Raw genomic sequence first — 24,922 nt, forward strand, 5'->3', positions numbered from 1 at the left:
GCCATGAGCAACAGCGGCAGCCCTCAGTCTCCGACAGCCGGAAGCGATCAAGCCCTTTTTCCACCGCGGCGCCCTGGTGCCTGTAGTGGCAGGAGCACGACGATGTTGTGTGCCGTGATCGAACTCGGTCAATCCGCTCCCCCTGGCCCGCCAGACACGCGTAGACTGGCTGGAACGATCCCGCCGCCGCGGCGCCCTGCTGGCGCCGCCCGAGCTGCGCAGCCCGTTTATCCGGCCCTGAGACGCGCTGGTACTCGCCGATGTTCACCGACCCGGCGTGCGGCCCGTGCCCCTCGACATGGCGCCCAGCTCTCGGAGAAGACAAGCGCGGGCGCCGGCGGGCAAGCCGCATAGGAGTGCCGAGGGGTGTCTGAGCCCTCGGGTGCTGGGATGGCGCTCCCGCGCTGGGGTCGTCCTGGGGTGGCCCCCGGCAGAGCCCCATCGTCACAGCATCACCACCGAGCGCAGCACGTCGCCGTGATGCATCCGCTGGAACGCAGACTCCACTTCGTCCAGTTGGATGGTCTCGGTGACGAACTTCTCCAGCGGCAGGCGGCCTTGCAGGTGCAGGTCGATGAGCAGGGGGAAGTCGCGGGAGGGCAGGCAGTCGCCGTACCAGGAGGACTTGAGCGCCCCACCACGACCGAAGACGTCCAGCAGCGGTAGCTCGAGCTTCATCTCGGGCGTGGGGACGCCGACGAGGACGACGGTGCCGGCGAGGTCGCGTGCGTAGAACGCCTGCTTGTACGTCTCCGGGCGGCCCACGGCCTCGATGACCACGTCGGCGCCGAAGCCGCCCGTCAGCTCGCGGGTCGCCTCGACGGGGTCGATCTCCTTGGCGTTGACGGTATGGGTGGCGCCCATGGTGCGGGCCGTCTCCAGTTTCCGCTCGTCGATGTCGACCGCGATGATCTTCGCCGCACCCGCCAGGTGTGAGCCGACGATCGCCGCGGCGCCGACACCCCCGCAGCCGATGACGGCGACGCTGTCACCGCGGCCGACGCCGCCGGTGTTGATGGCGGCACCGATGCCGGCCATCACACCGCAGCCGAGGAGCCCGGCCACCTGCGGCGCGACCGCCGGGTCGACCTTGGTGCACTGCCCGGCGGCGACCAGGGTCTTCTCGGCGAAGGCACCGATACCGAGGGCCGGAGACAGCTCCCGGCCGCTGCCCGCGAGGGTCATCCTCTGCTCGGCGTTGCGGGTGTCGAAGCAGAACCACGGGCGCCCCCGCAGACAGGCGCGGCACTGCCCGCACACCGCACGCCAGTTGAGGATCACGAAGTCCCCGGGCGCCACATCGGTGACGCCCTCGCCGACCGACTCCACGACGCCCGCCGCCTCATGGCCGAGCAGGAAGGGGAACTCGTCGCTGATCCCGCCTTGTTTGTAGTGCAGGTCGGTATGACACACCCCGCACGCCTGGATGCGTACGACCGCCTCCCCGGGCGCTGGGTCGGGCACGACGATCGTCTCCACCCGCACCGGCTCGCCCTTGCCCGGTGCGATCACGCCGCGTACTTCCTGCGCCATGGGGTCAGTCGCCCTTCTTCGATTCCGAGTAGTCGTGGAAGCCGCGCCCGGACTTTCGTCCTAGCAACCCGGCCTCCACCATGCGCAGCAGCAGCGGAGGCGCGGCGTGCAGCGGTTCCTTGAAGTCGGCGTACATCGCCTCGGCGATCGCCCCGAGGGTGTCCAGGCCGATCAGGTCGGCCAGGCTCAGCGGGCCAAGGGGGTGGGCGCAGCCGAGGACCATGCCGGTGTCGATGTCCTCCGCGGAGGCGAAGCCGGACTCCAGCATGCGGATCGCGGAGAGCAGGTACGGCACCAGGAGGGCGTTCACCACGAACCCGGCCCGGTCCTGGCACCGGATCACCTGCTTGCCGAGCACGTCGGTGACGAACTGCTCCGCGCGATGTTGGGTGTGAGTACTCGTCAGCAGGGACGGCACGATCTCCACCAGGCCGAGTACCGGGACCGGGTTGAAGAAGTGCACCCCGATCACCTGGTGTGGGCGTGTGGTGGCCATGCCCAGTTTCATGATGGGCAGGGACGAGGTGTTCGACGCGAGCAGCGCGTCCTCGCGGGTGACGACCCGGTCGAGCTCGGCGAACAGTTCGACCTTGGTCTTCTCATCCTCTGTCGCCGCCTCCACCAGCAGGTCCCGGTCGGCCAACTCGGTGAGGTCGGGGGTGACCCGGACCCGGGCGAGTGCGGCGTCGCGTTCCTCGCCGGTGAGCTTGCCGCGCCGAACGCCCCGGTCGAGCGAGGCGGTGATCCGGCCCCGTCCGATATCGGCCGCGCCCGGACTCACCTCGTGGACCACCACGTCCAGCCCGGCCCGGGCGCACACTTCGGCGATGCCCGCGCCCATCAGACCGCAGCCGATGACACCGACCCGACGGATGTCGGCGCCCGGCGCACCGCTCACCGGAAGGCCGCCTGGCCCGTCAGCGCCTGGCCGATCATGAGGGTGTGCATCTCGACGGTGCCCTCGTAGGTGAGGATCGACTCCAGGTTGTTGGCGTGCCGGATGACCGGGTACTCCAGTGAGATGCCGTTGGCGCCCAGGACGGTGCGGGCGGTGCGGCAGATCTCCAGTGCGGCGCGGGTGTTGTTGAGCTTGCCGTAGCTGACCTGCTCGGGGCGCAGGCCCCGGTCGTCCTTGGTGCGGCCCAGGTGGAAGGCCAGGAGCGTGCCCTTGGCCAACTCCAGTGCCATGTCGGTCAGTTTGGCCTGGGTCAGCTGGAAGGAGCTGATCGGACGGCCGAACTGGACCCGGTCGCCCGAGTAGGCCAGCGCCGCCCGGAAGGAGGACCGTGCGGCGCCCATCGCGCCCCACGCGATCCCGTACCGCGCCTCGTTGAGGCAGGACAGCGGCCCGCGCAGTCCTCGTACCTCAGGCAGCACGGCGGATCCGGGCAGTCGTATCGAGTCGAGCACGAGCTCGCTGGTCACCGAGGCCCTCAGTGACATCTTGTGCTTGATGGCGGGTGCCGAGAAACCGGGGGTGTCGGTGGGGACGACGAAGCCGCGTACGCCGTCCTCGGTGCGGGCCCAGACGACGGCCACGTCGGCGACCGAGCCGTTGGTGATCCACATCTTGCGCCCGTCGAGGATCCAGTCTCCCCCACTCTCGGCTCCGCTCGAGCGGGAGGTGCCCCCACCGTCTCGGCGGGCGGTGGTGCGCATGCTGCCGGGGTCGGAGCCGGAGTCGGGCTCGGTGAGGCCGAAGCAGCCGATGGCGGTGCCCGCCGCGAGGCGCGGCAGCCACTCCTCCTTCTGCTCCTCGGAGCCGAAGGCGTGGATCGCGTACATGGCCAGCGAGCCCTGGACCGACACCAGGGAACGCAGCCCGGAGTCGGTGGCCTCCAGTTCGAGACAGGCCAGGCCGTAGTCGACGGCGCTCATCCCCGCGCAGCCGTAGCCCTCCAAGTGCATGCCCAGCAGGCCGAGTTCGCCGAGTTCCTTGGTGAGTCCGCGGATGTCCTCGATCTCGCCCTGTTCGAACCACTCGGCGATGTGCGGTTCGACGCGTCGGTCGCAGAAGGTGCGTACGGCGTCGCGTACGGCGCGCTCGTCCGGCGTCAGCAGGCTGTCGAGTTCCAGCAGGTCGAGGGGGTCGGCCGGGCGCGGGGAGTGTGGGGTGTGCATCAGGTCTCCAGGGATCGGGAGGGGGGGAGGAGGAGGCCGCCGGTCAGGGGAGGACCGACGGCCCCCGGCCGGAAGGCGGTCGTCAGATCGTCACGTCGCTCACGCGGTGAGGGTCGGGCTGATGATGAAGTTGCTGAAGCCGCCGTTGCGCTGGGCGATTCCGCCGATGGCGTCGTTGACCTGCTCCAGCGGGAACACCTGGTGTTCCAGCGGGCCGAGATCCAGCAGGCCCCCCTCGACCATGTCGGCCATGGCCTGGCCCTCGCCGGAGGTGAACCACGCCGAGCCGATCAGCCGCAGCTGCTGGTCCATCATCCGGTGGATGTCGATGGGCAGGTCACCGGCGACGGCGCCGATGTTCACCGCGATGCCGCCGCGCGCCATGGCGCGCATGCCGGCCCGGAAGGTCTCGTGCGGGGCGCCGGGGCCGAGCGCGTCGATGTAGATGTCGACGCCGTAGCCGTCGGTCTGCTCGTGGATCCACTCGTCGACCGGGCCGTCGTCGAGGGAGTGCAGGTTCAGCCGGCCGTTCGCCAGCTTGCCGACCTGGTCGAGCAGGCCCTTGTCGCGGCCGGTGCCGTATACGTGGGTCAGGCCCAGGGCGGGGGCGAGGAGCGCGGCGCCGATGCCCAGGGTGCCGCTGATGCCGTTGATCAGAATCGTCTTGCCCGGTCCGGCCCCGGCCTTGCGGAGAGCGGAGTACATGGTGCCGAGGTAGCCGAAGCGGGCGGCTGCGTTGAACGACAGTGCGTCCGGCAGCTTCACCAGGCTGTAGGCGGGCGCCACCATGTACTCGGCGAGGCCGCCCTGGTAGCGGTCGAGCAGGTCGAGCGCGGTCGGTGAGAAGCCGAAATACCCGGCGAAGGCGTAGCTGGCGCAGTTAATCGAGTCGTCGTTTCGACAGGACCGGCACGACCCGCAGGAACGGCCCGGGTTGACGTACACCCGGTCGCCCGGCTTGAACGCCTGGACGCCCTCACCCACGGCTTCGACCACGCCCGCCGGGTCCAGTCCGAAGATCGCCGGCAGGGTCGGCAGCGGGCTGTGTGGGAACCAGGTCGTCCACATGTTCAGGATGTTGGCCAGGTTCGGAACGATGTTGACGGCGTGGACGGCCACGCGGACGTCACCGGGGCCGGGCTCGGGAACGGGGAGTTCCTCGATCCTCATCGGCTCGCCGACGGCGTGCATCCGCGCGGCTCGCATGGTCGCACTCATGGCGTCTCCTCGGGTATGGCTGGGGGAGACGGCGCCCACTGCGGCGCGGTCTCTGGGAGGTGTGGAGGGTGGGTCAGTTGTCCAGCAGCGTCGTCAGCCGCGCGCGCTGCAGCTTTCCGGTGGCCCCGCGGGGCAGTGCGGGTACGACGCACAGGCGCCGGGGCCACTTGTGCCGGGCGAGCCGGCCGTCGAGGTGACCGCGGATGTCGTCCAGGGTCGGCGTATCGGAGTCGGTGACGAGGAAGGCGGTCACGACCTCGCCCCAGACCGGGTCCGGCGCCCCGGACACGGCTACCTCGACGACACCGGGGAAGTCGGCGAGGGCGTTCTCGACCTCGGCGGGATCGACGTTCTCCCCGCCGGTGATGATGGTGTCCTTGAGCCGGCCGACGACCGAGAGGCGGCCCTCCGCGTCGAACCGTCCGCGGTCCCCGGTGTGGAACCAACCCGCCCGATCGATCACGGGAACCGTTCCGGCGGCGGTCCAGTACGCGTCCGCCACCGACGGCCCCCGCACCCAGATCTCACCGGAGGAACCGGCCAGCGCGGTCGACCCGGTTGCGTCCACGACCCTCAACTCGACGTCGGGGACCGGTGACCCGGTGGAGTCAGCCGTCTCGTCGGGCGCGGAGTACGTCACCCCGGCCGCGGTTTCCGTCAGCCCGTAGGAGTTGACCACACCGATCCCGCGCGCCCGGAACTGCTCGCGGGTGGCGGTCTGGGCCGGCGATCCGCCGGACAGGATCCACCGCAGGGTGTCCAGGTCGCCGCTGCCGAAGCGGGGGTGGCGGGTCAGCAGGGCGGACATGGCCGGCACAGCGAAGGCACAGGTGACCTTGTGGTCGAGGACCAGGTCGATGAACAGGTCCGGGTCGAAGCGCGGGGCCAGGATCACCGTCCCGCGCCGCGCCCAGGTGTACTGCGGAAGGCCGCCGAGCACGGCCACGTGGGCCAGCGGCGTGGAGACGAGGGCGGTGTCGTCCTCTCCGACGGGCAGCCGCGACAGGCCGCCCGCCATGCTCCAGTACAGGTTGTCGTGGGTCAGCGCGACTCCCTTGGGGCGTCCGGAGGTGCCGGACGTGAACGCGATGATCGCGATGTCCGAGCCGGTCGGGGGCTCTCCGGCGACGGGCGCGGACGGTTCGTCGTCGACGTGCAGGTCGTCCCACGTCAGGCGGATGCCCGTCCCGTCCGGGAATCCCTCGCCGCCCACCACCGCACGCGGCGCGGTGTCCTCGCAGACGACGGTGAGCTCGCCCGTGGTCACCTGCGGATGGAGCGGAACGAGCACCGCCCCCATCCGCGTCACCGCGAACAGCGTGATCAGGGCCTCGGGCCGGGCCGCGCCCTGCATCACCACGCGATCGCCCTTGCGCACCCCGTACTTGTCGAGGCGGGCCGCGGTCCGCCGTACGGCCAGGTCCAGTTCGGCATAGGTCCAGGTCCGGTCCTCGAAGACGAGGGCGGTCCGGGACCCGGCCTCGACCGCGGTGGTGAGGAGGTGGGCGCCGAAGGTGCTCGTCATGCCCTCACCTCCGCCGCGCGTCTGGCCCGGGCGAGAGCGCCGAGAGTCGTCCCCGCCAGGTCGCCGGCGGAGACCGGCGTCCGACGCTCCAGCAACCGGCGGGCGGCCAGATGTTCGGCGGGCCAGTTCAAGGTCTCCACGGCCACCAGCAGACCGTCGCGGAAGGCGTACCCGGCCAGCCGCTCCGGGGAGTCGCCGGGCACGAGGCGCACCTCATCGGCAGGGGAACGCAGCCCAGCGATCTGCAACTTGAGGTCGCCCTGGTCGCTCCAGAACCACGGCAGACTCTCGTACGAGGCGGGCGAGCCGGCGATGCGTCGGCCGACCAGCGTCCCCTGGTCGATGGCGTTCTGCACCGACTCCAGCCGGACCGGCCCCTCCGCGTGCGGATGCGGATGGCGGGCGCAGTCACCGACGGCGGAGATCCGGGGATCGGTGACCGAGCGCAGCTGCTCGTCCACGACCACGCCGTCGTCCACGGCCAGTCCGGCCTCCCGGGCCAGGTCATCCCGGGGGATGGCGCCGATGCCGTAGACGACGAGGTCGGCGGCCAGGTGCTCGCGGTCTGTGACGACCCGATCCAGCCGGCCCGGTCCCTCCAGGGCCCGTACGCCCGTCCCGGTCAGGACCTGGAGACCGGCATGCTCGTGCCGTTCCCGCAGGGGGAGCTCCAGCTCCGGTGACACGGCCCGGCTCAGCAACCGGTCGGCCAGTTCCACCACGGTCACCCGTGCGCCGCGTGCCAGCGCGACCCGGGCCAGCTCGAGGCCGATGAACCCGCCGCCCACGACGACCACGTCACGGGCCGTCGTCAGTGCCCGGCCGATGGTCAGGGCGTCGTCGAGCGAGCGCAGGGCGTGGACGCCGTCCAGCTCGGCGCCGGGGACGGGCAGCGGACGGTTGCGCGCACCGGTAGCCAGCACGAGATGGGCGTAGGGAACGCGGGCCCCGGTGCGGGAGACGACCGTGGCGGCGGCGGTGTCGAGGGCGACCACGTCGTCCCCGAGCCGCAGGTCGATGTTCCGCTCGCGGTAGAAGGACTCCGGCACCAGCTCGACGCGGAGACCCTCCGGCTCGGTGTGGGCCTTCTTCGACAACGGCGGTCGCTGGTAAGGCAGATGGTGCTCGGCGGCGAACACGGTGACCGGAGCGTCGTAGCCGGATGCGCGCAGTGTCGACACGACGCTGAATGCGGCCTGTCCGCCGCCGACGACGACCACGCCCGCCGTGCTCGTCATACCTGCTCCTCGGGTACGTGGACGACCAGGCCGTCGAGGGCGTCGGAGAGGTGGATCTGGCAGCTGAGCCGGCTGGTGGGCCGGCGTTCGGCGGCGGTGAAGTCCAGCATCTCGTCCTCAACGTCGTTCGGTGGGCCTACCAGCTCGGCCTGTTCCGAGTCGACGTAGACGTGGCAGGTGGCGCAGGAGGCGTTGCCGCCGCACTCGGCGACGATGCCTTCGACGCCGCCTGAGACGGCCGCCTGCATGAGCACGGTCCCCGACGCGGCAATGACTTTGCGTTCGGTCCCGTCGGGCAGCTGGAAGATGACGGTGGGCATGAAGTCCTCCCGATGGGGACGGCTCAGGCGGCTCTACCTTCTTGATCGGTCGATCGAGCCATTCGTGCAGTTGGGTCGCCCAGGGTGCTGGGTGTGGCTGTCAGGCGGTTGCTTGCCAGGTGACGTCGAGCGAGGTGAGCCCGCGGAAGACCCAGCCGTCCAGGCTGCCCGCGGCGGAGCCGCTGTCGGATGCTGTCGCGCCGTCGTCGAGGCGGAGTCCCTTCAGACGGCTGAAGACGAGGGGCCAGGCGATGGCGCTGACCTCGTGGCGCGCGACCCATGCGCCCATGCAGAAGTGCGGTCCGCCGCCGAAGGCGAGGTGGGGGCGGTGCGGTCGGTCGAGGTCGAACTCGTCGGCCCGTTCGAAGACCGACTCGTCGCGGTTGCCCGAGGCGATGACGAGGGCGACGCGGCTGCCCGCGGGCAGGGTGACGCCGGCAATCTCGTAGTCCTGGGTGAGCTGGCGGGGATACATGCCGATCGGCGAGATCCAGCGGGCGGTCTCCTCGAAGACCCGCTTCCAGGCCGATGGGTCCTTGAGTGCCCGGTCCAGAGCGTCGGGCCGTTGAAGCAGCGCCCAGGCGCCCACGCCGAACACGTCGCGCGGCTCGTTGACGCCTCCGCCGATGATGACCTTGACGTTGTTCTGGATCTCGGCGAGTGCCACCGGGTCGGCCGCGTGGACCATGGAGGAGATCACCGAGCCGTCGGGCTCGCGGCGTGTGACCTCCGCCATCTCGGCCACCGCTTCCTCGATGGCCCGGGTCGCGCGCTCGGCGCGCAGCCAGATGTCGGGGTCGTCGGCGTAGTTGCTGTTGCCGTCCATCATCGCCCGCGACCAGTCGGCGATGTCGGCGGCGCTCGCGTTGCGCAGGCCCAGTACCAGGGCCAGGTTGGCGGCGACGAGCGGCTCGGCGAAGTCGCGTATGAGGTCGCCCTCGCCGCGGCCGGCGATCCGGTCGAGCAGCTTGTGCGCGGTGCGCTCGAAGGCGGCGGCCCACTGGTCGCGGACCTGGCGGGGCCGGGTGGGCGGCTCGGCCGCGGCCCGCAGACGCCGGTGGTCCGGGTCGTCCTCGCGGAGCATGTTGGGGCCGACCGTGCGCAGCAGCAGCGAGCCCTCCTCGCGGGAGCTGAAGACCTCGGGCAGCTTCTCGGCGTGGACTATGTCGTCGTACCGGGTGAGCAGGTGCCGCCCCACGGAGGGGACCCAGGCGAGCGGTGCGGTGCGCCGCAGCTCCGCGTAGGCGGGGTAGGGGTCGCGGCGCAGCTCGGCGAGATCGAGCTCGACGACGGGCGCGCCCGGCGCCGCGGTCGTCAGGGCGCTCATGAGGTTCCTCCCGCGCCCATCAGGACGAAGAACACCGTGGCGGGCTCCGTGCCGAGGTTGCGCCAGGCGTGCCGGGTGGCGTTCTGCACGATGAGGTCACCGGGCTTCAGCACCGCGGTCTCGCCGCCGTCGAGGTCGAGGACGATCTCGCCGCTCAGGACGACGCCGTAGTCGACGGTGGGCGTGGTGTGCATGCCGGGGTTGTCGGGCTCGAAGAGCTCGGCGAGGCCGGGGCTGGCCTCCAGCTGCTCGGCCGCCGCGGCGATCGGGTCCCAGCTCGGGTCGGCGTAGACACTGGCCGGCGGGAAGGTGACGGTCAGCGCTACGGTCTCGCCCGGAGCGGGCACGAAGGACTTCAGGGACGCCGTCGGGTCGGCCGACGGGACGGCGGGTGCGGCCGTGTTCCACACGAGGGACCGGGCGAAGCCGGCGGTGTGGGTGAACTGAAGGGTGCGCGGCGGCTCGCCGTCACTGACGATCACGGGCTTGCCGCTCGGGCTGACACCGGTGACGACTCGACGGACCATGATTCTCTCCCTTGAGAAACCAACCTACTGTTAGACGCTTGACGGTAAAAGTTCTTACTGATCTCGACGAGTGCGGTCCGGCGGCTCCGAGCACGAGTCGGTGGGCCGGTTCCCCGGGCCCGGTCACTCCGCGGGCGGGGTCTCCTGGTTGACCAGCGTACGCAGCAGGTGGACCAGTTCACTGAGCTGATCGTCGCGGAGTACGGCGGTCCAGGCCCGCTCGCGCTTGGTCTGCGCCTGGATCGCGAGCCGCAGTGTCTCCTGGCCCTCCGGGGTGAGCTCGACGAACAGCTGACGGCGGTCGGTCTCGACGCGTTCACGTGTGACCAGACCACGGCTCTCCAGGGTCGCCAGCGCGCTCGAGATGCTGGCGCGGGTGGACCCCGAGACCCGGCCGATGTCCTGTTGGCCGAGCGGGCCGTAGATCCACAGGGCGTTCAGGATCCGGAAGCCCGCCCAGGTCAGGCCCAGCGGCCGGTGGACGTGCTTCTCGAAGTCCTTGGTCAGCCGGGCCTCGAGGCGGGTGAGGTCGGTGACCATCTCGATCGCGTCGAGGTCCCGCGGATCAGTGGTGCCCAGCTCACGATGGTGGTGGCGCAGGAGTTCGGAGAACTCCCGGGTTCGGCTGGGGCCCGTGGTGCCCGGCTCGCGCACGGTGTCCGTCACGATCTCGCGCCTTCCGTTCGATTTCAACCGGCGATGACCGGGTTGACCATAGTGCCGACGCCGGTGACCTCGGTCCGCAGGACCTTGCCCTCGGTGAGGTACAGCCGTGGGGTGCGGCGCACACCGCAGCCGGCCGGGGTGCCGGTGAAGATCAGGTCGCCGGGCTCGAACGTCACCCGCTTCGACAGCCAGGCGATCAGCTCGGGCACGCTGAAGATGAGGTCGGAGGTGCGGCCCCGCTGCACCTCGAGGTCGTCGACCCAGCCGGCCACCTCGATGTCGTCCGGGTCCTCGAACTCGTCGAGGGTCACCAGGTAGGGGCCGATCGGGCTGAAGGTGTCGTACGACTTCGGCAGCGTGAACTGGTTGATCGGCTTGCGCCACTGCTCCTTGCGGTCGCTGATGTCCTGGCCGGCGGTCACGCCCGCCACGTACGACCAGGCGTCGGCCTCGGGGATGTTCTTGCCGGTGCGGCCCATGACGACCACCAGTTCGGCCTCGTAGTCGACCTTGTCGTACTGCGGCTCCACGACGATCGCGTCGTAGGGGCCGACCACGGACGACGCGAACTTGGCGAACACCGACGGCTCGTCGGGGACCGGGAGATTCGACTCCTCGGCGTGTGCCCGGTAGTTGAGGGCGACCCCGATGGCCTTGTACGGCTTGGCGACCCGGCCCAGTTCGCGCGGGTCGAACTCCCGCCAGTCCGCCTCCGCGGCCCGCTCGGCGAGGGTGCGCAGCTCGTCCTGGAGGGACAGGTCGGCCAGCACCTCCAGGCGCGGCTCGATCGCCCCCTTGCTCGCGTCGGCGATGTCGAGGGCACGGTCGTCGCGTACGACGACGGGGCGGCCGGCGAGGTTGGCGAGCTTCATGCGGGCACTTCCTTCTGAACGGCCTGGTCGGCGGGGTGGGGGAGGGGCAGGGTGAGGTCGCCCTCGACCTGGACGCCGAGCGTGTTGATGACGGTGGCGATGGTCAGGTACTGGCCGACGGTGTAGAGGACGTCGATGACCTGCTCGGTACTCAGGTGGTCCGTCAGCCGGTTCCACAGCTCGTCGTCCACGCCCTGCCGGTCGACGAGCGAGTCGGTGGCGGTGAGCAGCACCCGGTCGAGGTCGCCGAGTCCGTCCCACGCGCCGGTCGCGGCCGCCAGGATCGCCTCGTCGGACAGGCCGGCCCGGCGGGCGATACGCACGTGCTGGTCCCACTCGTAGGCCGCCTGCGCCCGGGCGGCGATCCGCAGGATCATCAGCTCCCGGGACGGCAGCGGCAGGGTGTTCTTGCCCAGCACATGGTTGCTGAAGACGAGGTAACGGCGCAACGCGTCCTCGTGGTGGGCCAGGGTCGCCCAGATCGTGTGGATCCGGCCGTCCTGGTCGCGGTACGGCGCCAGCGACGCCAGTGTCTTCTCCTGCAGGTCGGTCTCGTCGACGGGCTGCAGGCGGGGTTTCTCCGGCATCGGAGTCCTCCTCGGCTCGATGACGGCAAGGTATTCGTCAGAGCCTTGACCGTCAAGGGTCTAACAAATATCGTCCTCGGCATGACGATCCAGAGCCTTGGTTACGTGGGGATCGGCACGCCCGATCCGACAGCGTGGGCGGAGTACGCCCGCACGGTGATAGGTCTCGCGGTCGAGCCCGGGGACCCTGGCGGGCCCGTGCGCCATCGCCTGCGGATGGACCAGCATCCGTTCCGCATGTGGCTGACGGAGGCGGAGACCGGTGGTGTCACGGTCATCGGCTGGGAGGTCCGTGACGGGGCGGCAATCGACGAGATGACGGTGCGCCTCAAGGAGTCCGGCGTCGACGTGACGGCCGGCACCGAGGAGGAATGCCGGGACCGGCAGGTGACCCGCATGGTGCACTTCGGTGGCCCCCTCGGCATCCGCACCGAGCTGTTCTGCGGCCGTCGTCTCGCCCCGAGCCAGTTCGTGTCACCGCTGGGCGTCGACTTCGTGACCGGCGAGCAGGGACTCGGGCACGTGGTGATGAAGACGCCCCACGTCCAGGAGGCGGTGGACTTCTACTGCGATGTCCTGGGCTTCCGGCTCAGCGACACCGCCGACTACCCCTGGGGCACGTTCTACTTCCTCGGCTGCAACCCCCGGCACCACAGCATCGCCTTCATCCGCTCGTACAAGAACGAGGGCACCCACCACATCCTGTGCGAGGTGACCACCCCGGAAGAGGTCGGCCGCGCCCTGGACCGGACGCGCGAACACGACGTCGAACTCATGGCCACGCTGGGCAAGCACGCCAACGACGGGATGTTCTCCTTCTACATGACCTCACCGGCCGGCTTCGGCATCGAGATCGGCGCGGGCGGCGTACAGGTCGACGAGAGCACCTGGGTGAGCCGTACGTACACGGCCGACATCTGGGGTCACCACCCGGTCCCGTAGAGGACTGCGGGGCGACCCGCCCCTCCCAGCAGTCAACCCCCGACCCCTCCGACGAAAGCGGGCCGCATCCCATGCTTCTCGAGAGCTATCTGCAGGACACCTGGGCCGCGCCGACGACCACCGACGCCCCCGCGGCCGACGTGCACGACGCCGTCACCGGAGAGTTGGTCTGCCGCGTCTCCTCCACGGGCCTCGACCTGATGGCCGCGTTCGACCACGCCCGCCGCGCCGGCGGCCAGGCACTCCGGGTGCTGACCTTCCACCAGCGAGCAGACCTGCTGGACGCGGTCGCCGCGGCTGTCCGCGCACGCCGCGAGGAGTTGTACGCCCTGTCGACCCGCGCCGGAGCCACCCTGGCGGACGCCCGCCACGACGTCGACGGCGGCATCCGCGTCCTGCGCGACTACGCGACCCGGACACGCACCGAACTGCCGGACGCGCCCCACCTTCTCGAAGGCCCCGCCGAACGCCTCGCCCGGGGCGAGGACTTCCTCGGCGTCCACCTCGTTACCCCCTCACCGGGCCTGATGCTTCAGGTGAACGCCTTCAACTTCCCCGTCTGGGCACCCCTGGAGAAACTGGCCCAGGCGCTGCTGGCCGGCCTGCCCAGCGTGATCAAGCCGGCCACCCCCACCGCCTACCTCACCGAACACCTCGTGCGGATCATCACCGACGCCGGTGTCCTGCCGCCCGGCTCCCTGCAGCTGGTCGTCGGCTCGGTGCGTCCGGCACTCGGTCTGCTCGGGGAGCAGGACATCCTCTCCTTCACCGGCTCGGCCGCCACCGCACAGACGCTGCGCACACATCCCAACCTGGTGGCCCGCTCCGTCCGCTTCAACGCGGAGGCCGACTCCGTCAACGCCATCGTGCTGGCCCCGGACGTCACGCCCGGAACGCCGCTCTTCGAGGCGTTCGTACGCGAGGTCGTGACCGAGATGACGGTCAAGGCGGGCCAGAAGTGCACCGCGATCCGCCGCGTCCTCGTCCCACGGGAGCACGAGGCAGCCACGCTCGACGCCGTCGCGTCCGAGCTCGCCGGGGTGACCATCGGCAACCCCGCCGCGGAAGGAGTGCGGATGGGGGCGGTCGTCAGCCTCGCGCAGCGCGACGACGTACGCCGCGCGGTGCGGCGGATCGCGGAGTCCGGACACCTCGTCCACGGTGACCCGGACAAGGTGCGAGTGGTCGACGCCGACCCGCAGCGGGGGGCTTTCCTGGACACCCTCCTCATCTCCGCGGACCCGGACGCCGCCGCGCCCCACGAGGTGGAGCCCTTCGGACCGGCCGCGACCGTGCTGGCCTACCGCGACACCGCCCACGCCATGGACCTGGTGGCCCGCGGCCGGGGCAGCCTCGCCGCCTCGGTCGTCGGCGACGACCTCGCCTGGACGACCGCCTTCGTACGGGAGGCGGCCCCCTGGCACGGCCGGCTGCACCTCATGGACTCGGCGAACATGACGCAGACCACCGGCCACGGATCACCGCTCCCCGCCCTGCGACACGGAGGCCCCGGCCGGGCCGGCGGGGGATCGGAGATGGCAGGCACCCGAGGCGTCCTCGACCTGATGCAGCGCACGGCACTCCAGGCATCGCCCCGGCTCCTCGACACCTTGCGTACCAAGTGACTGCGGTGCCGTCGGTGCGAGTGGTCCATGCGGTGTGACCGTCAGCGGAGGGCCGTGACGAAACAACCTGCGTGTGCGTAGCGGAGCGTCGTCACGGACTCACCACCGCCACGCGTGGCCGACGTTGAGTGAGTTGATCTCGGTCCGTGAATGCGAGGCTCATGCCGGTCACGGAAACAAGACCGCCCTTCCCTGACGTTCTCGATCCTCGAACCGGAGCAAAGCGCGACTGGGCCCCATGAAAGCAAGGAGACACCCCCATGCGAAGAGCGGACATGCACGCTGCCGACAACGTCCGCGCCGACGAGCGGGACAAACCGGCCGTTCAAGCGCCCCTCGGCGTGACCGTGCCGCGGGCGACAGTGCGCGCGGCGCTCACGCTCCCCGTCGTGGCGCCCGCCCGGATCTCGCGCGTCCGAGAGGCGGTGCGATGGTGAGTCGCATCCTGGTGACCGGTTCCGCGAACGGCCTCGGACGCGCTGCGGCGGCTTCACTGTTGTCCGCGGGCCACGAGGTGGTGGTGCACGCCCGGAACCGGGAGCGCGCGGTGGGCCTCGACGCGCTGGTCGCCCGTGGGGCGCACCTTGTGGTGGGCGACTTCACCGACCGTGACGCCGTGCGGCGTATCGCCGCCGAACTGAATGACGCCAAGCCCCTCGACGCGGTCATCCACAACGCCGGCGTGTGGAGCGGACCGGCGGTCATGCCGGTCAACATCATCGCGCCGTACCTGCTCACGGCCCTGCTCCGCGGGCCGCGTCGGCTGGTGTACCTGAGCAGCGGCTCGCATTTCGGTGGGCGCCCCACGCTCGCCGGCGTCGACTGGCGGGGCGAGAGCGCGGGCTCGTACTCCGACAGCAAGCTGTTCGTCACGACGCTTGCGGCCGCGGTGGCCCGTCTGCGCCCAGGAGTGCTGAGCAACGCCGTGGATCCGGGCTGGGTGCCGACGAAGATGGGCGGACCGAACGCACCGGATGATCTGGAGCTCGGTCGTCAAACGCAAGAGTGGCTTGCGTCGAGCGACGAACCGCAGGCCCTGACGACCGGCGGCTACTGGTATCACCGCCGGCGGCAGCAGCCGCACCGCGCAGTGCACGACGAGGCGTTCCAGGACAACCTCCTGCGGACGTTGAGCGAGGAGGTGGGCACCGTGCTCTGAGCGGTGGAGGACGGCCGATCGACGATCTCAGGCACAACGAGAGTGACGGGCCCGAGAGGAAGCCTCCCGGCATCTGCCGGGAGGCTTCCTGCGCTCGGGAGGGTGAGGTCGGCGGTCAGGGCTGTTCTGTGTCCGACAGGTCGCGGCGGCACGGGCCGTCGCCTCGGCCACCAGCCCGCTCCCGCGTTGACCTCCTGGCGGGCCCGGTGCACCTGCACCGGAGCCGCTTCTGCTGCATCGGCGCATCGTGTGGGGTCCCTGTCCCGTCGGACGGGGACCCCGGTCAGGAACGTCGGCGCGTGGTCCGCCTGCTACCCGGGGCGACAGCGCGCAGGGTGCCTCAGGCGATGCCGGTCCGGTCGAGCGGCTCGGGGGCGGGCCTCTCGGCCTCCTGACCGCCCTGGGGAGTGTCGGGGCCGCCGTCCGCACCGTCCGTGCGGTTACGGCGGGCGATGCCCCGGTCGATCAGCACGTGCAGCAGCAGGCACACGGCGCCCCAGGCGGCGATGGTCGCGAGGTGGCCGGCGACACCGGAGTGGTCGAAGTAGACCGTGGCGCGGACGATGTCGACCGCGGCCGGCAGGGGCAGGACGTCGTTCAGGTCGCGGAAGAGTCCGGGGACCATGTAGAGCGAGATACCTCCGCCGGAGGCGGGGACCCCGACCAATATCGCGATCACCAGCACGGGGATGATGCCGGCGATGCCGAGGGTGCGGGTGAAGACTCCGGTGAACATCGAGATGCAGAAGATCGTCAGTGCTCCGAAGCCGATCATCGCCCAGGCGTGGCCGTTGATCGCGCCGATCAGGACGTCGAAGAGGAACCACAGCCATACGGCCATGCCGACCGCCCATCCGGCCAGCATCGGCAGCAGCTGTCGCAGCCGGTCGATCTCGGGCGCGCCGCCGCGCAGCACCGCCATGATCAGGAAGCCGGCCATGATCCAGGCCATGGCCGCGTACATGCTGTTGCTGCCGTTGGAGTCGGAGCCGTTCAGCGGCTGGACGTCGGTCAGTTCCAGCGGGGCTTTCTGGCTCGCCGAGATCTGCTGGAACATCGACTGCAGCGCGTTGTGCTGGCTCACGCCCGCGGCCGAGGAGGTGTACAGCGTGGCCTCGCCGCCCCTTGAGGTGGGCAGGACGTACACGCCGACGGTCTTGCCCTCGCGGATCTGGTCCGTCGCCGCGTCGAGGGAGGTGCTGGTGGTCAGGGAAAGCAGGTCGCCCAGGCCGTCCTGCAGACCGCGGGCCGCCTGCGTGGCCTGTTCCTGTGAGCCGCCGACGACCACGACGGGCATGTCGCGGACCTGCGGCTCGTGCAGGGAGGCGCTCATCAGGCCGATGACGGCGGTGAGGATGGTCAGCGGGAAGGCGGCCACCGCGAAGTACCGGAGCCGCTTGGAGCGCACCGGTCCACCGGCCATCGCGGGCCGGGGGAAGTGCGGGTCCTCGGTCGCCTCGGTGTTCGGAATGGTGAGCCCCTTGCGGCGCTCCACCAGCAGGGCGAGCGCGAGGGCGGCTACGAGCCAGACGGCGAGGGTGAGCAGGTGGGTGCCGACGCCGCGGCCGTCGAAGTAGACGATGGAGCGCAGCGCCTCGCCCGCGGCCGGCATGGGCAGCACGTTGTGCAAGAAGCCGAAGAAGCCGGGCATCGAGTGGATCGGCATGGCGAGGTTGGACGAGGGCACCCCGAAGACCATCCACAGCAGCATGCCGGGCAGCACCGCCAGCCCGCCCATGAGTTTCACGAACAGCAGCTGGCTGAGGGCCACCGCGCCGGTCGCGAGCAGGCCGACTCCGACGAACTCCAGGTAGTGGCCGTCGATGGCGCCCACGATCGGCCCCAGGATCAGCCAGATCAGCGAGCTGGTCGCCACCGCCCAGCCGGCCAGTGTCGGCAGGAACCTGCGCACGGCGAGCAGATGGGGCACCGCCGCGATCATGCCGCTCAGCGGCGAGTACCCGACCATCATCATGCCGATCGCGGCGAACAGCACCGCGATGCCCGCGCTGTCACCGGCGGGCAGGGGCGCGATGTCCTCGGTCTTGGTCGTCCAGTCGTGACCCGCTGCCACCGGGGCGAGGAGCTGCTTGACCGTTGATGCCTGTGAGGCGCCGGCTCCCTGGGCCGTGTAGAGAGTCGCCTCGGTGGCGCCGTCCGCGGGGAGCTGCAGGACGCCGGCGACGTCACGGTCCTTGAGCTGGTCGAGTGCCTCCGTGCGGTCGGCGACCAGCCGGGGTTCGGCGGCGCCGTCCTTGGCGGTCTCCAACTCGTCGACGACGGACTGGGCCACGGCCCCCGAGCCGACGACGGCGACCGGCATGTCCCGGGTCTGCGGCGAGTGCATGGTGCCCATGTACGTCGCGTACATCATCGTGACCATGAGGAAGGGCATGACGAAGAGGAAGACGTACTTGACGATCTTCATCTTCCTGTCCGCGTCGGATGTACCCGCCTCGGGCGAACCCGGCTCGCGCCCGCCGGCATCGCGGACGGGGGTCGGTGTTTCCATGATGTGCTCCTGGTGGATGTGCTGGGGCGCACGGCGCAGGCGCCTTCTCCGCGCTGTGCAAAGGTGTGGTGTTCAGCCCGAAAGTGGCAGCGCTCTGGCGCAGGTGCAGTCGTCGGGGATCTGAAGGACTTCGATAGCGATGCGGGTGCTGGCCGAGGGGACCGTCCCGTAGGTGGCGCGGAGTGGCGCGCCGGTGTGTGTCAGCCGTACAGCGCGGCATCCAGCGCCCGCGCCTGCTGGCGCCAGAACTGCTGGGAAACGTCGGCCTTGGGGAACACCGCGTCGAACCCGTGGAACGCGCCCGGAACAATGTGGAGTTCGCAGGGGACTTTGCTGTCGTCCAGTCGGCGCGCGTACTCGACGTCCTCGTCGTGGAAAAGGTCGAGGGTGCCCACTCCGATCCAGGCCGGGGGGAGCCCGGTGAGGTCCTCGCGGCGGGCTGCGGCCGCGTACGGGGAGACGTCCGGGCCCGCGACGGAGTCGCCGAGGTAGGACGACCAGCCGTACCTGTTGCTCTTGGCCGTCCACAGGCGCACGTCGAGGGCGTCCAGGTCGGTTCGCGTTGTCGTGCGGTCGTCCAGCATCGGGTAGACCAGCAGTTGGAACACCGGACGGATCTCGGCACGGTCATGGGCGAGCAGCGCGAGGGCCGCGGCGATGCCGCCGCCCGCGCTGGCACCGCCGATCGCGATGCGGTCGATGTCGATGTGGAGGTGGCGCGCCTGCGCGACCAGGCCACGCAGCGCGGCGTAGGCGTCCTCCACCGCGGCGGGTGCGGGACTGTGCGACGCCAGCCGGTAGCGAACCGCGGCGACGGTGATGCCGAGTTCACGGGCGAAGGCGATGCTCGTGCGGTCGTCGTTCTGCGGGGCTCCGAAGATGAGGCCGCCTCCGTGTACCCACAGCAGGGCCGGCGCCGTGGTCTTCAGGCCGGCCGGCTGGAAGACGCGCAGAGAGACATCCGGCACCCCCTCGGGGCCGGGCACGACCACTTCCTGGACAGTGATGTCCGGGCCGGGGGCGACCGGGCGCGCCTTCAAGCTGCGCATGATGCGTGACGACAGGGGTCCGTAGGACATCTTGGGGATGAAGCGGCCCCGCGCGAGATCGGGATGGATGTCGTTCATCGACTTCTCGGGCTCTCTTCTGCCGCACCGGCAGACCGGTGTGCGTTGGCGCGGTGGCGCCCGGCCGGTGCGGTGGCAAGCCGTTGCCGACGGAATGCGGATCGGTTCAGCGCGCATGGAATCGAGACCATGAGGCGCTCCTCCTCATCAAGGGTTTGCGAGATCACGCGTCCCCCGGCGCGTGGACAGCGACACAGGTGGGGATGGCTAGGAAGCCGCCACGGCGGCACCGGTGGGAAGGCCGGCGCGCACGTGCAGAAGGCCCTCTCGGACAAGATCGGGCAGCGCGACGTCGGTGTGGCCTTGTGCCCACATCTCCATGGACGTCCGCAGCACGGCAGCTGCCGCGGCGGCCAGCAGGCGGGGAGTCAAGTCCCGCTCGGCGTCGGTGCCGGTGCGTTCGGCGAAGAGTTCCGCGAGCTGCTGATCGGCCTGCTCGTACGTGACCAGGTGCTGTGCCCGCATCGACGGTTGCTCGCCGACCACGCGCATCAGCACCGCGATGTTGTCCCGTTGACCGGCGTATTGCGCGGCGAAGGACGGAAGCACCTGTGTCAGGGAGTCCCACGGCGGCTCCTCCACGGGCCTGGCGCGCATGGCGTCGAGCAGGGAAGTGCCGCTCCGTACCAGGCCGTCGAGAATCGCCTCCTCGCGACTGGCGAAGTAGTTGCGAAACGTGCGCGGCGACACATCCACTGCCGCAGCGATCGCCTCCGGGGTGGCCGCGTCGAGTCCCCGCTCGACCATCAGGGACCAGGCCGCACGACTCAATGCCGCCCGGGTCGCCAGCTTCTTCCGTTCGCGCAGGCTCGGCTCTTTCGTCATGCCGACCACCATCCAGGATTTTTTCCAGCTTGGCAAGTTTTCCTTCTTGGCAAGATCGGGTGAACGTGTCTAGTGTGGGCCGCGGCGGCAGCTCGTTATGAGCCTGGCACTCCACCAAACGCCAGTCACGGCTGTTCGAACGCCCATGCCGCCGATGGTCATCGCCATGGCAAGCCGGTCGCCGACCCCCCTTTGGGGCAGCTCACCGTGCGCGCCCCACGGTGCCGTATTTCGACGCGCGGTCATGGTCTGCGACGCGCTGCGGCCACAGCGCGCTTCTTCGGGAACGCACAGGGCCACTGTCGGCCCGGCGCGGGCCGTGCCCATCTCGGCCGGAGCGGTGCGAGGTCACGAAGCCGTAAGTAGTGGTCGCGGCCGGCGACTTCCTGAACCGGTGTCCACCGCACCTGGGCGATCCGGACGCGAACGGCGATTCAACGAAGGAGATCCAGATGAAAGAGAAGGTCGATGTTCCCAAGTGGGTTGCCTCCGGGCAGTACGTGCTGATCGCGCCCCACCTGCACGACGCGGTCCGAGAGTCGGCCATGGTCTGCCCGGCCGCCGCCGTCCACCTGGCGGAGTCGTGAACCGGGTCGTCATTGTCGGCGCGTCGGCGGGCGGGCTGGCCACTGCGGAGGCGCTGCGCAGGCTGGGGTACGAGTGTGGGCTCACACTCGTCGGCGGCGAGAAGCATCTGCCGTACGATCGCCCGCCGTTGTCGAAGCAGATCCTGACGGGGGAGTGGCAGCCGGACCGGCTGCCACTGCGTCGGCCGGAGGACATCGACGCGCTGGGGCTGGACCTACGTCTGGGCATGACCGCGACCGGGCTGGACACGGCGAGGCGGACCGTGGATCTGGCCGACGGCACCCGCGTGTCGTACGACGCCCTGGTCATCGCGACCGGAGTCCGTCCCCGCGGCCTGCCCGGAACCGAAGGGCTGGCCGGAGTGCACACGCTGCGCACCCTGGAGGACGCTCTGGCGTTGAAGGCGCGGCTGTGGCCCGGGCGGAGACTGGTGATCGTCGGCGCCGGGTTCATCGGTGCCGAGGCGGCCGCCGTGGCCCGAAGGCTCGGGGTGGAGGTCACGCTCCTGGAGGCGGCTGCCCTTCCTCTGGCGCAGGCCGTCGGTGAACAGGCCGGTCAGTTCCTGGCCCAGATCCACCGTGACCACGGGGTCCGGCTGCACACCAGAGCCCAGGTCGCCGGAATCCTCGGGGCCGACGGCGAGGTCCGTGGCGTCGGGCTGGTCGACGGAACCGTCCTCCCGGCGGACGACGTACTGGTCGCCATCGGCTCCCTGCCCAACACCGAGTGGCTGGCCGGCAGTGGGCTCACCGTGGACAACGGACTGGTCTGCGACGAGTTCAGCGCGGCCGCACCCGGCGTGTACGGGGTCGGGGACGTGGCGCGCTGGCACAACCCGCTCTTCGGTACGGCGATGCGCATCGAGCACCGCACCAACGCCGCCGAGCAGGGCATGGCCGTCGCCCGCAACCTGCTGAACCCGGTCGCGCGGCGGCCGTTCGCGCCGGTGCCGTACTTCTGGTCCGACCAGTACACGATGAGGATCCAGGCGTACGGATACCTCCGCGGCCACGACGAAGCGCTGGTCATGGAACACGACCCGGCGCGGCTACGGCTCCTCGTCGCCTACCGGGCAGGGGACCGGCTGGCCGGCGTACTCGCCGTGGGCCTGCCGCCGAAGACCGTCCGAGCCCTGCGGGCCCTCGTCGCGGCCGGCACCGCATGGGAGTCGGCCGCCAGTGACGCAGCCGCCGCCTGACCGCGACCTCAACGACTCAGCGACGTCGCCTTCTGCTACGGCATCCACCAGTGCCTGGGCCGGCCCTGGCCCGCGTCGAACCCCAGGTGGCCCTTCCCGCCCCCTGCGCAGGCTGCCCGGGCTGCGGCCGGCGGTGCCGCCGGCGGAACTGCGGTTGCGGCATGACTCGGTCACCTACGGCCTGCACGAGCTGCCGGCCGCCTGGTGACACGAACCGGCCGACCGCAGGCCCTGACCGGTTTCTGACCAGAGCCGCCCGCCCGGTCGGGGCGGGAGGCAGTCCAACGAATGGAGATGCCATGAAGGTTGAAGTAGACGTTCCCAAGTGTGTCGCCTCCGGGCAGTGCGTGATGATCGCGCCCGAGGTGTTCGACCAGCGCGACGAGGACGGCATGGTCGTACTGCTGGACGAGACGCCCGCGCCGGAGGTGCACGAGGCGGTCCGCGAGTCGGCCATGGTCTGCCCGGCCGCCGCCATCCACCTGGCGGAGTGACGCCTGCCGACCGTCGCCCGCCGACACCTCGCCGGGCACCGCCAGCCGTGTGTGGTGCCGATACCCCCACAGCAGTCCCCCCACAGGAGTAGCCATGAGTACATCAACCCCCACGAACGACCCGACCGGCCTACCCGCCTTCCCCGGCAAGCGTGACGCGCGCTGCCCCTTCGACCCGCCCCAGGAGTACGCCGACTGGCGTGCGGCCGAAGGGCTCCAGCGGGCGGTGTCGCACGGCGAGCCGCTGTGGGTGGTGAGCCGGTATGCGGACATCCGCGCGGCTCTGAGCGACCCGCGCCTCAGCTCGGACGACCGGCGTCCCGGCTACCCGGCTTCTTCCGGGAAGGCCGGTGACCTGCCCCAGAGTTTCCAGCGCATGGACGACCCCGAGCACGCCCGGCTGCGGATGATGCTCACCGGGGAATTGACGATCAAACGGGTGGAGCGGATGCGCCCGGACGTCCAGAAGATGGCGGACGACTTCCTCGACCAGATGATCGCCAAGGGGCAGCCGGCGGACCTGGTCCGGGACTACGCGCTGCCCATCCCGTCCCTGGTGATCTCCCTGTTGCTCGGAGTGCCCTACTCCGACCACGAGTTCTTCCAGCAGCACAGCAACACCCTGACCGACGCGAACACCACGGAGCAGGGCAGGCGGGTGGCCAGCGGCGCCCTCTTCGGCTACCTGCTGGAGCTGGTGGGGCGCAAGGAGCGCGAGCAGGGCGACGACCTCATCAGCCGTCTGATCGGCGAGCGGGTCGCCACCGGCGAACTCACCCGTGAAGACGTGGCGATGGACGGCCTCATGCTGCTGATCGCCGGCCACGAGACCACGGCCAACATGACCGCCCTGAGCACCCTGGCCCTGCTGGTCCACCCCGACCAGGCGGCCCGCATCCGCGACACCGACGATCCGGCCGTGGTCGCGAACGCGATCGAGGAACTGCTGCGCTACCTGACGGTCCCCCAGGACCACGTCTGGCGCGTCGCCACCGAGGACCTCACCCTCGGCGGACAGCTCATCCGGGCCGGTGAGGGAGTGACCGTCAACCTGCCCGCCGGCAACCGCGACAGGGCCTTCCTCGACCGGCCCGATGCCCTGGACGTCGACCGCAACTCCCGCGGCCACGTCGCCTTCGGCTACGGCACCCACCAGTGCCTGGGCCAGTCCCTGGCGCGGATGGAGCTGCAGGTGGCGCTGCCCACCCTGCTGCGCAGGCTGCCCGGGCTGCGGCTGGCGGTGCCGCTGGAGGAGTTGCGGCTCCGGCACGACATGGCCGTCTACGGCGTCCGCGAACTGCCGGTCGCCTGGTGACCGGCGAGGCGGACAGCGCCCTGCGCGGTCAGCCACCACAGGCCCCGGCTCACTGAGCCCGGGCACACCGAACGGGGCCGTCCTGAGCGGCGGCGGCCCCACCGCGCCGTGCTCCGTGGGGACAGGGGGTACGGCGCGCATCCCGGGCCCGGCGGCGGATGTCCCACCGCCGCCGGGCTCGCGGACACCGGTCCGCAACGCGAGGACCACCGCCGACCATCAGGCGGGATCAGACCGCACGCACAGAGGCGTGAAACGCGCATAGAGAAGAGGAATACCCATGAGCGGCACGGGATTTGAAGGGCGCAGCGTCATCGTCACCGGGGCGGCCTCGGGCATCGGCAGGGCCGCGGCCCTGATGTTCGCCAAGGAGGGAGCCAAGGTCCTGGTCGCGGACCTGAACAAGGACGGCGCCGAGGAGACCGCCAAGGCGATCGAGGCGGCGGGTAGCACCGCCGTCGCAGTCGCCGGCGACCTCAGCGACCCGCAGGTGGTGGACGAGGTCGTGGCCACCGCCATCCGGACCTTCGGCAGCCTGGACGTCCTGGTGAACAACGCAGGCATCACAGACAGCATGTCGGCTCTGGCCGACGTCGAGGACGCCGAGTGGGAACGCGTCATACGGATCAACCTGACGGCGCCCTTCCTGCTGACCCGGGCCGCGTTGCCGCACATGCTTGAAGCGGGCCACGGCGCGATCGTCTTCACCGCGTCCGAGGCCGGGTTCCGCGGCAGCGCGTCCGGTACCGCCTACACCGCCTCCAAGCACGGCGTCGTGGGCCTGGTCAAGAGCCTCGCCGTGATGTACCGGGGGCAGGGCATCCGCACCAACGCCATCGCCCCTGGCGGGACACAGACCAACAACCTCACCAACTCCCTGGAACCCGCCAAGATCACGGCCCTCGTGAACACCATGCTGGGCGAGGCCCAGCCCGACGGCGGGCCGGCCCCGCACGGGCCGACCGTCATGCGCGACTTCCTCCGCACCAACCCCGGCCGACGGTCCACCCCCGAGGAGCAGGCCGCCGCCATCGTCTTCCTCGCCTCCGATGCCGCCGAGATGATCAACGGCGCTGTCCTGCCCGTCGACGACGGCTGGTCCGCCGTCTGACGAGCCGCCCCCCCCGCTCCGGCCGACACCCCGGGCGCGGGTTCGGGCCGCTGGCCGCGCGGGCGGGAAACCGCCCCGGCCGGTCTCCAAAT

The 24,922-nt window shown here is 70.6% G+C and carries 24 protein-coding genes; 9 read left to right on the plus strand and 15 right to left on the minus strand.

Annotated features, from left to right (window positions below; translation table 11 throughout):
- Positions 1-444: 444 nt before the first annotated feature.
- The 12 genes from QF027_RS38215 to QF027_RS38270 form a co-directional block, all read right to left on the minus strand.
- Positions 445-1,533, minus strand: a complete 1,089-nt coding sequence (locus QF027_RS38215; RefSeq protein WP_307079842.1) for an S-(hydroxymethyl)mycothiol dehydrogenase — start codon at positions 1,531-1,533, stop codon at positions 445-447.
- A 4-nt stretch (positions 1,534-1,537) separates the two neighbouring features.
- Positions 1,538-2,431, minus strand: coding sequence for a 3-hydroxybutyryl-CoA dehydrogenase (locus tag QF027_RS38220; protein ID WP_307079844.1), 894 nt, complete (start codon positions 2,429-2,431; stop codon positions 1,538-1,540).
- Positions 2,428-3,654: an acyl-CoA dehydrogenase family protein gene (locus QF027_RS38225; RefSeq protein WP_307079846.1), complete on the minus strand. Its 1,227-nt coding sequence runs from the start codon at positions 3,652-3,654 to the stop codon at positions 2,428-2,430. The genes QF027_RS38220 and QF027_RS38225 overlap by 4 nt, the downstream gene beginning before the upstream one ends.
- 99 nt (positions 3,655-3,753) lie before the next feature.
- Positions 3,754-4,872 (minus strand): alcohol dehydrogenase catalytic domain-containing protein, encoded by a 1,119-nt coding sequence (locus QF027_RS38230; RefSeq protein ID WP_307079848.1) that lies wholly within the window; start codon positions 4,870-4,872, stop codon positions 3,754-3,756.
- Positions 4,873-4,945: 73 nt separating this feature from the next.
- Positions 4,946-6,397 carry a class I adenylate-forming enzyme family protein gene (locus QF027_RS38235; RefSeq protein ID WP_307079850.1) on the minus strand — a complete coding sequence of 484 codons (1,452 nt, stop codon included), beginning with the start codon at positions 6,395-6,397 and terminating at the stop codon, positions 4,946-4,948.
- Positions 6,394-7,635 carry an NAD(P)/FAD-dependent oxidoreductase gene (locus QF027_RS38240; protein ID WP_307079852.1) on the minus strand — a complete coding sequence of 414 codons (1,242 nt, stop codon included), beginning with the start codon at positions 7,633-7,635 and terminating at the stop codon, positions 6,394-6,396. The genes QF027_RS38235 and QF027_RS38240 overlap by 4 nt, the downstream gene beginning before the upstream one ends.
- Positions 7,632-7,955: a 2Fe-2S iron-sulfur cluster-binding protein gene (locus QF027_RS38245; RefSeq protein ID WP_142157804.1), complete on the minus strand. Its 324-nt coding sequence runs from the start codon at positions 7,953-7,955 to the stop codon at positions 7,632-7,634. Before QF027_RS38245 ends, QF027_RS38240 begins: the two co-directional genes overlap by 4 nt.
- Before the next feature lie 100 nt (positions 7,956-8,055).
- Positions 8,056-9,282 carry a cytochrome P450 gene (locus QF027_RS38250; RefSeq protein WP_307079855.1) on the minus strand — a complete coding sequence of 409 codons (1,227 nt, stop codon included), beginning with the start codon at positions 9,280-9,282 and terminating at the stop codon, positions 8,056-8,058.
- Complete coding sequence (locus QF027_RS38255; RefSeq protein WP_307079857.1) at positions 9,279-9,809, minus strand: cupin domain-containing protein; 531 nt, start codon at positions 9,807-9,809, stop codon at positions 9,279-9,281. The genes QF027_RS38250 and QF027_RS38255 overlap by 4 nt, the downstream gene beginning before the upstream one ends.
- A 123-nt stretch (positions 9,810-9,932) precedes the next feature.
- Positions 9,933-10,475, minus strand: a complete 543-nt coding sequence (locus tag QF027_RS38260) for a MarR family winged helix-turn-helix transcriptional regulator (protein WP_307079859.1) — start codon at positions 10,473-10,475, stop codon at positions 9,933-9,935.
- Positions 10,476-10,498: 23 nt separating this feature from the next.
- A complete protein-coding gene (locus tag QF027_RS38265; RefSeq protein WP_307079861.1) occupies positions 10,499-11,347 on the minus strand; it encodes a fumarylacetoacetate hydrolase family protein in 849 nt (282 codons plus the stop codon).
- Positions 11,344-11,934: a carboxymuconolactone decarboxylase family protein gene (locus QF027_RS38270; protein ID WP_307079863.1), complete on the minus strand. Its 591-nt coding sequence runs from the start codon at positions 11,932-11,934 to the stop codon at positions 11,344-11,346. Before QF027_RS38270 ends, QF027_RS38265 begins: the two co-directional genes overlap by 4 nt.
- A gap of 81 nt (positions 11,935-12,015) precedes the next feature.
- Here QF027_RS38270 and QF027_RS38275 point away from each other — a divergent pair, with 81 nt between their 5' ends.
- From QF027_RS38275 to QF027_RS38290, 4 genes are all read left to right on the plus strand, one after another.
- Complete coding sequence (locus QF027_RS38275; protein ID WP_307079865.1) at positions 12,016-12,876, plus strand: VOC family protein; 861 nt, start codon at positions 12,016-12,018, stop codon at positions 12,874-12,876.
- 71 nt (positions 12,877-12,947) lie between these two features.
- The gene (gene paaZ, locus QF027_RS38280; RefSeq protein WP_307079868.1) at positions 12,948-14,501 is read left to right on the plus strand and encodes a phenylacetic acid degradation bifunctional protein PaaZ; all 1,554 of its coding nucleotides are present in this window, start codon (positions 12,948-12,950) and stop codon (positions 14,499-14,501) included.
- Between the two features lie 260 nt (positions 14,502-14,761).
- Positions 14,762-14,938 (plus strand): hypothetical protein, encoded by a 177-nt coding sequence (locus QF027_RS38285; protein ID WP_307079870.1) that lies wholly within the window; start codon positions 14,762-14,764, stop codon positions 14,936-14,938.
- Positions 14,935-15,660, plus strand: coding sequence for an SDR family NAD(P)-dependent oxidoreductase (locus QF027_RS38290; RefSeq protein ID WP_307082642.1), 726 nt, complete (start codon positions 14,935-14,937; stop codon positions 15,658-15,660). The genes QF027_RS38285 and QF027_RS38290 overlap by 4 nt, the downstream gene beginning before the upstream one ends.
- 340 nt (positions 15,661-16,000) lie before the next feature.
- On the opposite strand, the gene QF027_RS38295 is transcribed toward QF027_RS38290, so the two are convergent.
- From QF027_RS38295 to QF027_RS38305, 3 genes are all read right to left on the minus strand, one after another.
- Complete coding sequence (locus tag QF027_RS38295; protein ID WP_307079872.1) at positions 16,001-18,172, minus strand: ABC transporter permease; 2,172 nt, start codon at positions 18,170-18,172, stop codon at positions 16,001-16,003.
- 200 nt (positions 18,173-18,372) lie between these two features.
- The gene (locus QF027_RS38300; protein WP_307079875.1) at positions 18,373-19,299 is read right to left on the minus strand and encodes an alpha/beta hydrolase; all 927 of its coding nucleotides are present in this window, start codon (positions 19,297-19,299) and stop codon (positions 18,373-18,375) included.
- A 207-nt stretch (positions 19,300-19,506) separates the two neighbouring features.
- A complete protein-coding gene (locus QF027_RS38305; RefSeq protein WP_307079877.1) occupies positions 19,507-20,136 on the minus strand; it encodes a TetR/AcrR family transcriptional regulator in 630 nt (209 codons plus the stop codon).
- A gap of 440 nt (positions 20,137-20,576) precedes the next feature.
- Here QF027_RS38305 and QF027_RS38310 point away from each other — a divergent pair, with 440 nt between their 5' ends.
- The 5 genes from QF027_RS38310 to QF027_RS38330 all read left to right on the plus strand — a co-directional run bounded on the left by QF027_RS38310 (position 20,577) and on the right by QF027_RS38330 (position 24,830).
- The gene (locus QF027_RS38310) at positions 20,577-20,711 is read left to right on the plus strand and encodes a hypothetical protein (RefSeq protein ID WP_307079879.1); all 135 of its coding nucleotides are present in this window, start codon (positions 20,577-20,579) and stop codon (positions 20,709-20,711) included.
- Positions 20,708-21,910 carry an NAD(P)/FAD-dependent oxidoreductase gene (locus QF027_RS38315; protein WP_307079880.1) on the plus strand — a complete coding sequence of 401 codons (1,203 nt, stop codon included), beginning with the start codon at positions 20,708-20,710 and terminating at the stop codon, positions 21,908-21,910. Before QF027_RS38310 ends, QF027_RS38315 begins: the two co-directional genes overlap by 4 nt.
- Before the next feature lie 299 nt (positions 21,911-22,209).
- Complete coding sequence (locus QF027_RS38320) at positions 22,210-22,404, plus strand: ferredoxin (protein WP_307079882.1); 195 nt, start codon at positions 22,210-22,212, stop codon at positions 22,402-22,404.
- A 94-nt stretch (positions 22,405-22,498) separates the two neighbouring features.
- On the plus strand, positions 22,499-23,719 hold the full coding sequence (locus QF027_RS38325) for a cytochrome P450 (RefSeq protein WP_307079884.1): 1,221 nt from the start codon (positions 22,499-22,501) through the stop codon (positions 23,717-23,719).
- 280 nt (positions 23,720-23,999) lie between these two features.
- Positions 24,000-24,830 carry an SDR family NAD(P)-dependent oxidoreductase gene (locus tag QF027_RS38330; protein ID WP_307079887.1) on the plus strand — a complete coding sequence of 277 codons (831 nt, stop codon included), beginning with the start codon at positions 24,000-24,002 and terminating at the stop codon, positions 24,828-24,830.
- Positions 24,831-24,922: the final 92 nt, after the last annotated feature.

Origin of the sequence: Streptomyces canus, assembly GCF_030816965.1 — a bacterium.
GTDB lineage: Bacteria > Actinomycetota > Actinomycetes > Streptomycetales > Streptomycetaceae > Streptomyces > Streptomyces canus_E.